Annotated in this window: 10 protein-coding genes; 4 read left to right on the top strand and 6 right to left on the bottom strand. The window is 52.9% G+C overall.

Annotation, left to right across the window (positions count from 1 at the left end):
* Positions 1-242 precede the first annotated feature (242 nt).
* Both adk and hemH read left to right on the top strand, forming a co-directional pair.
* On the top strand, positions 243-887 hold the full coding sequence (adk, locus tag ACLD4K_RS16645) for an adenylate kinase (protein ID WP_174896609.1): 645 nt from the start codon (positions 243-245) through the stop codon (positions 885-887).
* Between the two features lie 184 nt (positions 888-1,071).
* Positions 1,072-2,034: a ferrochelatase gene (gene hemH / locus ACLD4K_RS16640; RefSeq protein ID WP_001250078.1), complete on the top strand. Its 963-nt coding sequence runs from the start codon at positions 1,072-1,074 to the stop codon at positions 2,032-2,034.
* Here hemH and aes read toward each other — a convergent pair.
* Positions 2,031-3,002 (bottom strand): acetyl esterase, encoded by a 972-nt coding sequence (aes, locus tag ACLD4K_RS16635; protein WP_411012180.1) that lies wholly within the window; start codon positions 3,000-3,002, stop codon positions 2,031-2,033. The genes hemH and aes overlap by 4 nt on opposite strands.
* Before the next feature lie 152 nt (positions 3,003-3,154).
* Here aes and gsk point away from each other — a divergent pair, with 152 nt between their 5' ends.
* On the top strand, positions 3,155-4,459 hold the full coding sequence (gene gsk / locus ACLD4K_RS16630) for an inosine/guanosine kinase (RefSeq protein WP_411012179.1): 1,305 nt from the start codon (positions 3,155-3,157) through the stop codon (positions 4,457-4,459).
* Between the two features lie 48 nt (positions 4,460-4,507).
* Here the strand turns inward: gsk and ybaL are convergent, their stop codons facing one another.
* A complete protein-coding gene (ybaL, locus tag ACLD4K_RS16625) occupies positions 4,508-6,184 on the bottom strand; it encodes a YbaL family putative K(+) efflux transporter (protein WP_411012178.1) in 1,677 nt (558 codons plus the stop codon).
* A 214-nt stretch (positions 6,185-6,398) separates the two neighbouring features.
* Positions 6,399-7,619, bottom strand: coding sequence for an MFS transporter (locus ACLD4K_RS16620; RefSeq protein WP_411012177.1), 1,221 nt, complete (start codon positions 7,617-7,619; stop codon positions 6,399-6,401).
* A gap of 172 nt (positions 7,620-7,791) precedes the next feature.
* Between ACLD4K_RS16620 and ushA the strand changes: the two genes are divergently transcribed.
* Positions 7,792-9,444 (top strand): bifunctional UDP-sugar hydrolase/5'-nucleotidase UshA, encoded by a 1,653-nt coding sequence (ushA, locus tag ACLD4K_RS16615; protein ID WP_000670398.1) that lies wholly within the window; start codon positions 7,792-7,794, stop codon positions 9,442-9,444.
* A gap of 116 nt (positions 9,445-9,560) precedes the next feature.
* Here the strand turns inward: ushA and ybaK are convergent, their stop codons facing one another.
* From ybaK to ACLD4K_RS16600, 3 genes are all read right to left on the bottom strand, one after another.
* Positions 9,561-10,040 (bottom strand): Cys-tRNA(Pro)/Cys-tRNA(Cys) deacylase YbaK, encoded by a 480-nt coding sequence (gene ybaK / locus ACLD4K_RS16610; RefSeq protein ID WP_000186618.1) that lies wholly within the window; start codon positions 10,038-10,040, stop codon positions 9,561-9,563.
* 201 nt (positions 10,041-10,241) lie between these two features.
* A complete protein-coding gene (locus ACLD4K_RS16605) occupies positions 10,242-11,036 on the bottom strand; it encodes a TraB/GumN family protein (protein WP_080250582.1) in 795 nt (264 codons plus the stop codon).
* Positions 11,037-11,121: 85 nt separating this feature from the next.
* Positions 11,122-11,949, bottom strand: coding sequence for a lysozyme inhibitor LprI family protein (locus ACLD4K_RS16600; RefSeq protein ID WP_411012176.1), 828 nt, complete (start codon positions 11,947-11,949; stop codon positions 11,122-11,124).
* Positions 11,950-12,079: the final 130 nt, after the last annotated feature.

Genomic DNA, 12,079 nt, shown 5'->3' with positions numbered 1-12,079 from the left:
GGTACTGTTTTGTGACTGCCGGATGGCGACGCGAAGCGTCTTATCCGGCCTACGGGCGAGTACTGTTTGTAGGCCGGATAAGCGCCAGCGCCATCCGGCATTTTTTATAATACCTTCTCTTTTCTGGATTTCTCTTCGTTAACCGTTTCAGCATCAGGCGGCTTCCTTGAGCGAAATGCGTGATGGTGGTATCGTTTAGCGCTTTTTAAAAAATATCGACAACCTTTGAGGGGATTTTCGTAATGCGTATTATTCTGCTTGGCGCTCCGGGCGCGGGTAAAGGAACTCAGGCTCAGTTCATCATGGAGAAATATGGTATTCCGCAAATCTCCACTGGCGATATGCTGCGCGCCGCAGTGAAATCAGGCTCCGAGTTGGGCAAACAGGCGAAAGATATCATGGACGCCGGTAAACTGGTGACCGATGAACTGGTGATTGCGCTGGTTAAAGAGCGTATCGCCCAGGAAGACTGCCGTAACGGTTTTCTGCTGGACGGTTTCCCGCGCACGATCCCGCAGGCTGACGCGATGAAAGAAGCGGGCATTGCCGTGGATTACGTGCTGGAATTCGACGTACCGGACGAACTGATCGTTGACCGTATTGTGGGTCGTCGCGTACACGCCGCCTCTGGCCGCGTTTACCACGTTAAGTTTAATCCGCCGAAAGTGGAAGGCAAAGATGACGTCACCGGCGAAGATCTGACCACCCGTAAAGACGATCAGGAAGAGACCGTTCGCAAACGTCTGGTGGAATATCATCAGATGACCGCGCCGCTGATTGGCTACTACCAGAAAGAAGCGGAAGCGGGCAACACCAAATACGCTAAAGTTGACGGTACGCAGGCCGTTGCCGACGTGCGCGCAGCGCTGGAAAAAATCCTCGGTTAATTTTTTCGCGTAGTGAAGCACTTATCAGGCCTGCCATTATCCCGCAGGCCTGAACGCCTTATCCGGCCTACTGGCATCGTTAGCGCCATTCGGCAAATTCTCGTCTTACCTCTCGCAGCAATTAGTTCTTCTTTATCGCTTTTCCGCTACAATTATCAACAATTTGAATAGATAAGAGGCGGCAATGCGTCAGACGAAAACCGGTATCCTGCTGGCTAACCTTGGCACGCCAGATGCCCCAACTCCTGAAGCGGTAAAGCGCTACCTGAAACAATTTTTAAGCGACAGACGCGTGGTGGATACTCCTCGTCTGCTGTGGTGGCCGCTGTTGCGTGGCGTTATTTTACCGCTGCGTTCGCCGCGCGTCGCGAAACTCTATCAATCTATCTGGATGGATGGCGGTTCGCCGCTCATGGTATATAGCCGCGAACAGCAACAGGCGCTGGCCGCGCGGTTGCCAGACACGCCCGTCGCGCTGGGGATGAGCTACGGCTCGCCCTCGCTGGAAAGCGCTGTCGATGAACTGTTAGCAAGCGACGTCGACCATATCGTCGTGCTGCCGTTGTACCCGCAATACTCTTGCTCAACGGTGGGCGCAGTCTGGGACGAACTGGGGCGGATACTGGCGCGTAAACGCCGTATTCCCGGTATCTCATTTATTCGCGATTACGCAGATGACGGCGCTTATATCGATGCGCTGGCGAAAAGCGCGCGTGAGTCGTTCGCCAGACACGGCGAGCCGGATGTGCTTCTGCTCTCTTATCACGGCATTCCACAACGTTATGCGGATGAAGGCGATGACTACCCGCAGCGCTGTCGCGATACCACGCGCGAACTGGTTTCCGCATTGGGACTGCCGCCGGAAAAGGTAATGATGACGTTCCAGTCGCGCTTTGGCCGTGAACCGTGGCTGACGCCGTACACCGATGAAACGCTAAAAATGTTGGGTGAAAAGGGGACTGGCCATATTCAGGTCATGTGTCCGGGATTTGCCGCGGATTGTCTGGAGACGCTGGAAGAGATAGCGGAACAGAACCGCGAGATTTTCCTTGAAGCGGGCGGTAAAAAATATGCGTACATTCCGGCGCTGAACGCGACGCCGGAACATATTGATATGATGCTGAAACTCACGGCGCCGTACCGTTAACGCGGCGTCTTCATCCTCGCCATAAAGAAGCGTGCGCCGTCCTGCAAGGCATCGTCGGCGATTGTCATCATTCGCGAATAGTGCAGAAAGGCGTGCAGCGTGCCGGGATACATTTTGTATTCGCAGGGCTGCTGGTGCGCCTGTAATGTCTGGTGCAGCAAGCGGCTGTCATCAATGAGCGGATCAAACTCCGCGCTGGCAATAAAGCAGGGCGGCACATCGCGCGTGAGATCGTTATTAAACAGACAATACCAGGGCGATTCCCGATCTTCATCGTTACGCAGATAGGCCTTTTCGTACATGTCCAGATCTTCACGCGTCAGGCCGTCCCATGCGCCGCCGAACAGACGGCGGCTTACCGAATCCTGCAACCCATACAGCCCATACCACAACAGAATCGCGATAATGTTACCGCAGCGAATGTGCTTATCACGTAACCAGAGCGCGCTGGCAAGCGCCAGCATGGCGCCTGCGGAATCTCCGGCGAAACCGATTTTCTCCACATTGAGCGAGTATTCATCGGCATGTTGAGAGAAGTAGCTGCATACCGCGACGGTTTCTTCAATGGCCTGCGGATAACGCGCTTGCGGCGACAGCGAATAATCAATACCGATCACGGTGCAGCCGGCATAACGCGCCAGCAGACGCATTATCCGGTCATGCGTATCCAGGTTACCGAGGATAAATCCGCCGCCGTGCAGATAGTATAAGGTGGCCTGACTGGTCGGCTGCGGCGAGTAGAGCCGGGTTGTTACATCGCCATAAGGCGTAGGGACGACGCAGGTGCGGGTGGTCATGGACGGCGCGTCGGCATTCCAGAAACGGCGCTCAAGAAGATAATACTGACGCTGGGTCTCAATATCGCCATCGGCAGGCCAGGGGGGAAGGCCTGGTTGCTGGAAGTTTACGACGGCTGTCATTTCGTCAGATAGTCGGGTGAGTACGGGAATTTTATTTTCCGGCTTCATAAAACGCTCCTTGTGAAAGTGAACCATTGTAAAAAACGCGGCTGGAGAAACTGCGATCTCGTCGTCCGATATTGAAACGCCATCGTCCGTCGCGCGCAGCAGGGGGAATGTGCTACCATGCAGCGCTCCGTTATTCATCCGTAAGCACAATCATGAAATTTCCCGGTAAACGTAAATCCAAACACTATTTTCCCGTCAATGCGCGTGACCCGTTGTTGCAACAAATTCAGCCAGAACAGGAAACCAACGCCTCCTGGGTCGTCGGTATCGACCAGACGCTGGTGGATATTGAGGCGAAAGTGGATGACGATTTTATTACACGCTATGGATTAAGCGCCGGGCATTCTCTGGTGATAGAAGACGAGGTGGCGGAGAAGCTGTATCAGGAACTGACGCGGGAAAATCTGATCACCCATCAGTTTGCTGGCGGCACCATAGGCAATACGATGCACAATTACTCGGTACTGGCGGATGACCGTTCGGTGTTACTGGGCGTGATGTGCAGCAACATTGAGATTGGCAGCTACGCTTATCGCTACCTGTGTAATACTTCCAGCCGTACCGACCTGAATTATCTGCAAGCGGTAGATGGCCCGATTGGCCGCTGTTTCACGCTGATTGGCGAATCCGGCGAGCGTACCTTCGCTATCAGCCCCGGCCATATGAATCAGCTACGGGCGGAAAGTATTCCGGAAGCGGTGATCGCTGGCGCTTCCGCGCTGGTGTTGACCTCATATCTGGTGCGCTGTAAGCCTGGCGAACCGATGCCTGACGCGACGATGAAAGCGATCGAATACGCGAAAAAGCATAACGTGCCGGTTGTCATGACGCTGGGCACCAAATTTGTGATCGCCGATAATCCGCAGTGGTGGCAGGCGTTTCTCAAAGAGAATGTCTCGATTCTGGCAATGAATGAAGAAGAAGCGGAAGCGCTGACCGGCGAAAACGACCCGCTGCTGGCGGCGGATAAGGCGCTGGACTGGGTCGACCTGGTGTTATGCACCGCCGGGCCGATAGGGTTATATATGTCGGGCTTCACCGAAGAGGAAGCAAAACGTAAAACCCAGCATCCTCTGCTGCCGGGGGCTATTGCTGAATTTAACCAGTATGAATTTAGCCGGGCAATGCGCCATAAAGATTGTATTAATCCGCTACGCGTTTATTCGCATATTGCGCCATATATGGGCGGGCCGGAAAAAATCATGAACACCAACGGCGCGGGCGATGGCGCGCTGGCGGCGCTGCTGCACGATATTACGGCGAACAGTTACCATCGTAGCAACGTACCGAACTCCAGTAAGCACAAATTTACCTGGCTGACCTATTCGTCGCTGGCGCAGGTGTGTAAATATGCTAACCGTGTCAGTTATCAGGTACTGAACCAGCATTCTCCGCGTCTGACACGCGGGCTGCCGGAGCGTGAGGACAGCCTGGAAGAGTCGTACTGGGATCGCTAATCTGGCTTGCCCGATGGCGCTGCGCGCATCGGGCCGTCCGGCAAACCCTTAACTGGCGACGACCTCACCCGCGGGCGGCGTTTCAAGCAGTTCCAGCATCGCCCGGGCAATTTCTCGCTCGCCCATCACTACCTGATTGGCTCCCCGCTCGGTAATATATTTCACTTCATCATCATAGTGCGCGCGGGCGATTATCTCGATATCAGGACTTTTTTCCCGCGCTGAGGCGACAATCTCGCCGGCTTCGTAACCGTTGGGGATGGTCAATAACAGCCAGCGGGCGCAGTCCAGATGCGCCAGATTCATGATTTCTTCGTTAGCGGCGTTGCCCAGCACGGCGCGAATCCCGCGTTCGCGCAGCTCATCCACGCGGGTACGGGACGTTTCGATAACCACCAGCGGAATCCCCGCCGCCAGTAATTTTTCTCCCAGCAGACTGCCTACGCGGCCAAAACCCACCAGCAGGGCATGATTACAGATATCCACCGGAATTTGCTTCTCTTCTTCGATAGCCTCTTCCAGCGTTTGCTCTTCCAGCGTTTCGGTTTTCGCCAGATACTTCTCCAGCAGGGTAAACAGTACGGGATTAAGCATAATCGACAAAATAGCGCCTGCCAGCACCAGGTTCTGTCCCGCCTGCGGCAGCAGGTTGAGCGCCATGCCGAGTCCGGCGAGAATAAAGCCGAACTCGCCGATTTGCGCCAGGCTGGCGGCAATGGTCAGCGCGGTTCGCGGCGAGTGGCCGAACATACGCACCAGGAAAAACGCAGCGATCGATTTACCAAAGACGATAATGGCAAGCGTCGCCAGCACAGCCAGCGGCTGTTGAATCAAGACTAACGGATCGAACAACATGCCGACGGAAACAAAAAACAGGACGGCAAAGGCGTCGCGCAGCGGCAACGTATCGTGCGCCGCCCGGTGACTCAGTTCCGACTCATTAAGCACCATTCCAGCGAAGAACGCGCCCAGCGCAAAAGAGACGTCAAACAGTTCTACCGCGCCAAACGCAATGCCTAACGCCAGCGCCAGTACGGAAAGGGTAAATAATTCGCGCGAGCCGGTGGCGGCGCTGCGGGCCATAATCCACGGCACCAGGCGGCGTCCGACCAGCATCATGATGGCGATAAACGCCACCACTTTACCAATGGTTATCCCCATATCGACTGTCAGCGAGGCTATGCCGACATCGCCTTTTTCCACCATGCCGGCAACGGCGGGCAGCAAGACCAGCGTCAGCACCATCACCAGATCTTCGACAATCAGCCAGCCGATGGCGATTTGCCCGCGCTGGCTATCAAGGAGTTGTCGCTCCTCAAGCGCGCGCAGCAGGACGACGGTACTGGCGGTAGACAGACAGAGCCCAAAAACGATGCCGGTCATTAATGACCATCCCAGCACGGCGGAAAGCGCCATACCCAGCAGCGTCGCCACCGCTATCTGAGCGACAGCGCCGGGAATGGCGATAGACTTTACCGCCATCAAATCCTTCAGCGAAAAATGCAGCCCGACGCCGAACATCAATAGAATCACGCCGAGCTCCGCCAGCTCCGGCGCCAGTTTGGTATCCGCAACAAAACCCGGGGTAAAAGGTCCCGCCAGAACGCCCGCTAACAGATATCCCACCAGTGGAGAAATACGCAATTTGTTGGCAATCATGCCGAGAATAAAAGCGAGCACAAGGCCGCCGACAATGGTGGTGATAAGCGGGGTAGCGTGATGCATTCCGTCTCCTTTGGTTGCTGGACTCCAAAACTCCGGGTAATAGTTTATGACAATTTCAATCAGGATGTTTATAAAAAATGGTTGTGTTTTATAAAAAGATACAATCTGACGGTAAAAAGAGCACGGAACGGAAAAGTGATAAGTATGGGATGGGCAAAGCAAGATGGCATCAGGATGTACAGGCGGTTAAAGCGTACCTTTAACCGCCATAAAATCATGCTTTATGTCGATTATCAGGTAAGAATATGGTCAGTATCCCCAGAAGCGGCAGGAAAGCACAGATTTTATAAACTAAATAGATACTGGTATGGTCGGCAATCAGCCCCAGCACCGCTGCGCCCAGGCCTCCCATCCCGAAGGCAAACCCGAAAAACAGGCCGGAAACCATACCGATGCGTCCTGGCAGCAGCTCCTGGGCATACACCAGAATGGCGGAAAACGCCGACGCGAGAATAAAGCCGATAATTACTGTTAAAATCCCCGTCCAGTACAGTGTGGCGTAGGGTAAAACAAGGGTAAACGGCGCGACGCCGAGAATAGAGCCCCAAATCACATATTTCCTGCCGATTTTATCGCCCACCGGCCCGCCGATTACCGTCCCGGCAGCCACCGCAAACAGGAAGGCAAACAGATGGAGCTGCGCGTTTTGTATTGATAATCCGAATTTTTGCATCAGATAAAAGGTGTAATAGCTACTGATGCTCGCCATATAGAAATATTTCGAGAAAATGAGTAGCAATAACACGCTGACCGCCAGCACGACCTTATTGCGCGGCAGCGGGTTAGCGATTATCGCTTTTGGCTTGCCTTTCGCTATCCGGTGCTGGGCTGCGTACCAGCGGCTGATCTGCGCCAGCACTACGATCGCCAGCAGCGCGGCCAGCACAAACCAGGCGACATTCCCTTTGCCATAGGGCGCGATAATCACGGCAGCCAGCAGCGGGCCCAATGAACTGCCGAAGTTACCGCCGACCTGGAAGATAGACTGCGCCAGACCATGACGTCCGCCGGAGGCCATGCGCGCCACGCGGGACGATTCCGGGTGAAAAACGGACGAGCCGGTACCCACCAGCGCCGCAGCGAGCAATACGCCGCCAAAACTTCCCGCCATTGCCAGCAGTACCAACCCGCTCAGGGTAAAACACATGCCGACAGGCAGCGACCACGGCATGGGATATTTATCCGTCCAGTAGCCGACGACCGGTTGCAGTAGTGATGAGGCGAGCTGGAACGTCAGGGTGATCAAACCTATCTGGACGAAGGTCAGCGAGAACTCCGCCTGCAGCAGGGGATAAATGGCTAAGATTAGCGACTGGATCATATCGTTCAGTAGATGGGAAAGACTGATCGCGCCCAAAATACCAAACGAAGTACGTGCTTTAGCGGCCGCGGCGGGCGCGTCGGCTAACGGCTGGGTTGGTTCACTCATGGCCATAGAAAGTCACTTAAATTTTATGCGATGTTGGAGATAGTAGGATGTGTAATTATTACTTGCCTAACATACCTGTGAAATGTGTTTGAAGGAAGTCTCAATTCTGAAAACATATTTGTCTATTATTGCAAGGAAAGGTAATTTCTGCGGTTGATATTGAGTCAGGGAGAGAAAGATGAAATTTTTGAAACGGGGTGTGGCGCTGGCGTTACTGGCGGCGTTCGCGCTGACGACTCAGCCTGCACAGGCTTACGAAAAAGATAAAACCTATAAAATTACTATCCTGCATACCAACGATCACCACGGTCACTTCTGGCGCAGCGAATATGGCGAATATGGTCTGGCGGCGCAAAAAACGCTGGTGGACAGTATCCGTAAAGAGGTGGCGCAAGAGGGGGGAAGCGTCCTGTTGTTATCCGGCGGCGACATTAATACCGGGGTGCCGGAATCCGATCTCCAGGATGCGGAGCCCGATTTCCGCGGGATGAATCTGATTGGCTACGACGCTATGGCCGTCGGTAATCATGAATTTGATAACCCGCTCACCGTATTGCGCCAGCAGGAAAAGTGGGCGAAGTTTCCCTTTCTTTCCGCCAATATTTATCAAAAAAGTACCGGCGAGCGTCTGTTTAAGCCGTGGGCTATTTTTACACGCCAGGATATAAAAATCGCGGTAATCGGCTTAACCACCGATGACACGGCGAAAATAGGCAACCCGGAATATTTCACCGATATTGAGTTTCGTAAACCTGCTGAAGAAGCAAAGGTGGTGATTCAGGAACTTAATATGAATGAAAAACCGGACGTGATTATCGCGACCACACATATGGGGCATTATGACAACGGCGATCACGGTTCGAACGCGCCGGGCGACGTTGAGATGGCGCGTAGCCTGCCTGCCGGTTCGCTGGCGATGATTGTGGGCGGTCACTCACAAGACCCGGTATGCATGGCGTCGGAAAACAAAAAACAGGTGAATTACGTACCGGGAACGCCCTGCGCGCCGGATAAGCAAAATGGCATCTGGATCGTGCAGGCGCATGAGTGGGGTAAATATGTGGGTCGCGCGGATTTCGAATTCCGTAACGGCGAGATGAAAATGGTTAACTACCAGCTTATTCCGGTAAATCTCAAGAAAAAAGTGACCTGGGATAACGGGAAAAGCGAGCGTGTACTTTACACGCCGGAAATCGCCGAAAATCCGCAAATGCTCTCGTTATTAACGCCGTTCCAGAATAAAGGTAAAGCGCAACTGGAGGTGAAAATTGGTAGCGTGAATGGCCTTCTTGAAGGCGATCGCAGTAAGGTCAGATTTGTCCAGACCAATATGGGACGGGTGATTCTGGCTGCGCAGATCGCGCGCACCGGCGCCGATTTTGGCGTGATGAGCGGCGGCGGTATTCGCGACTCGATTGAGGCGGGAGATATTACCTATAAAAGCGTGCTCAAGGTACAGCCGTTCGGCAACATTGTGGTGTATGCCGATATGAGCGGCAAAGAGGTGGTTGATTATCTCACCGCCGTAGCACAGATGAAACCGGACTCCGGCGCCTATCCACAGTTCGCCAATGTGAGCTTTGTCGCCAAAGAGGGCAAGCTCACCGATCTGAAAATCAAAGGCGAGCCTGTTGATCCGGCTAAAACCTATCGCATGGCGACGCTGAGTTTCAACGCCACGGGCGGCGATGGTTATCCGCGCATCGATAACAAACCGGGATACGTGAATACCGGGTTTATTGACGCGGAAGTGCTGAAAGAGTTTATTCAGCAGAATTCACCGCTGGATGCGGCGGCGTTTACGCCAAAAGGCGAGGTGAGCTGGCTGTAGCGGTACGGATAGCCATCACTGCCTGATGGCGCGCAGCCTTAAGGCCTACGGATTATGTCTGCTGTAGGCCGGATAAGGCGTTTGCGCCGCTATCCGGCAATGTATTTTACGCAGGCTTAATCCCGACGCGCGATATCAGCGAATTTAGCACCCAGTATGGCGGCCAAATCGTCAGCCGCCAGTTCAATATCCAGCCCGCGTTTACCACCGGAAACATAAATAGTGGCAAACGTGCGGGCTGGCGCGTCAATCAGCGTGGGCAGCCGTTTCTTCTGTCCCAGCGGACTGATCCCGCCGACCAGATATCCCGTGGTGCGTTGCGCCACCATCGGGTCGGCCATATCGACCTTTTTCGCGCCCAGAGCTTTGGCGACTTTTTTCAAATCCAGCTGTCCGGCTACAGGCGTCACGGCGACGGCCAGTTGCTTCATATCGCCATTCACGGCAACCAAAAGCGTTTTATACACCTGATCGGCGTTTAGCCCGAGCTTACGCACCACTTCATCGCCAAAGTTAGTTTCATTCGGATCGTGATCGTAGGTGTGAATGTTAAACGGAATCTTGTTTTTTTCGAGTAACTTAACTGCGGGTGTCATAACGTTCCTTCTTACTACAGACGTGATTTGCCATCAGCATACGCCCGAAAGCGGACTAAAAAATAGTATAATCTTGTGCATTAGGTCTTGGCAGTTGCGGCAACTTTGAGCGACAATCTGAAGATCCGAAGCGAAAGCGTCGGGATAATAATAACGATGAAATTCCTCTTTGACGGGCCAATAGCGATATTGGCCATTTTTTTATTTCAATATTTGCGGTAGGTTGCCTTCGCCGTACAGATGTAGCGCCCCTACGGCTACCACGTAGCGTCCCGGCGGCAGCGCCAGCAGCGCGTCGCGCCAGGCTTCATTGCGTTTCACCATCAGTACATCATACAGCGGCTGGCTAAACGTTCTGGGGAGCGAAGCGCCAACGCTGGTCGGGGGCTGTTCAAGCCACCAGCCGATCATCACCTGCAAAAGCCGTGCGTTGGTGTGCCAGTGCGTCAGCGTGTCGTCAAGCAGCGCCATCCCGCCATCGGGCAGATCGCAGAGTAGTTCGAGCTGGTGTTTCGCCCCTTCCAGCTCTTGCACCGGCAGCGACATTTCGCGGGCAGCCTGTAATAGCTGATAATCAATGCCATAGTCCGGGCGCAATCCCAGCCGTTGCGCCTGCGTGACCTGTAGCACCATAGCTATCTGCCATAAAGGTTGATTATCAAAATGGATCAGCGGCATACCCAACTCGCTGACCCGTTTTTCCAGTGCGCTTAGCTGCCCGGCGCTGAGACGTTCGACCAATGGCGGGCATTTGGGGAGATTGCTGAATGGCGTTTCGTTACCAGAAATATCCGCTTCAACGACCAGCGCGTCGGCCTGGCGTAGCTTTTTCACCAGCTTTGCTGGAAGAGGAGCCATATCGCGTGTCCCCATATGAATACTGCCAACCAGATGCAGATGACGACCGCCGGGCAGGGAGAGATCGATAGCAGGCCAACTATTTGGGGTACCACGCAGCGCGCGCCATAAACGTTTAAGTTGATTTAATAGCTCCATACGCGCTCCCTTTGAAAAAGCTCATGCTAGCGCGTTGGAGAAAAGGGCGCAATGCGCCCTGACGGGATGTCAACGATCGGTCAGGTTATTCGCTGCCGTCGAGATAGGCCGTTCTGGCGATGGTCATTTCAAGCTGGCATTTATAAATACTGATGCGCTTCTCAGCAGGTATGGCCTCGGATTTTGCATCGCTAAGTTTGCCGCACTGCTGCTCTTTTTTGGTCACCCAGACTCGCTGCTCTTGTTTTAATGCCGTTCGGGCAGAGGCGGGTAGTGAATTCCAGACCTGATTAAGCTCGCGATCTCTACTCTCAAATTTCTTTGCTGCGATTTCAATCAGTGAGCTATTTTTTTTCTTTATGAGATTATCACCAGATACCGTCATTCTTGCCATTACATAAATAGACCACGCCAATTTATCGGTTTTTTTCACAGGGGTGACGACAATATCTTTGTTGTTGTCAGCTAGCTGGATATTGTAGTTAACCTCTTTCCAGGTCACCGTATTGTTTATTACCTGTCCATTCCCTTGTGAAATATAGAATAGAGTATCTGGTAAATATTTAATTACTTTAAACAATGACTGAGGAATGCCCATGGCGACGGTAGCCGAGCAAATTCGTAGATTGGCATTTTCTGATTGAGGATTTTGCGTTATTACATCACTGAATTGAACAGGAATAGCCCGGAGTTGCTGCTCGTACTGAGTCTGGGGGATATCGAAGAAAAGCGTGGAAGGCGCTTTAATATAGTCTTGCTGTAAACGACTTAATGCTTCATTGTAAATCCACTCTTTTGCTGCCGTGACTGCATTATCATTGCCGCATTTTAACTCTGGAGTGGAATCAAATAATCCTGCATAACTGACGGCGGGAGAAAGCAGGAAAAGAAACGTAACTGCTTTTCTAAACATAAATAACACATCCTTATGATTCAAAAAAATATTATAAAATGTTGTTTTTTATTTTTCTATAGGATGTGCGGTTAAATTTTTATATATTGATACGGTAAATTACTGATGGCTTAATAATATATCAGGCAAC

Origin of the sequence: Salmonella sp. 741265055_HSA (assembly GCF_046569525.1) — a bacterium.
Classification (GTDB): domain Bacteria; phylum Pseudomonadota; class Gammaproteobacteria; order Enterobacterales; family Enterobacteriaceae; genus Salmonella; species Salmonella enterica.
The sequence above is the reverse complement of the archived record's forward strand: the minus strand, read 5'-3'. Positions and strand labels throughout refer to the sequence as shown.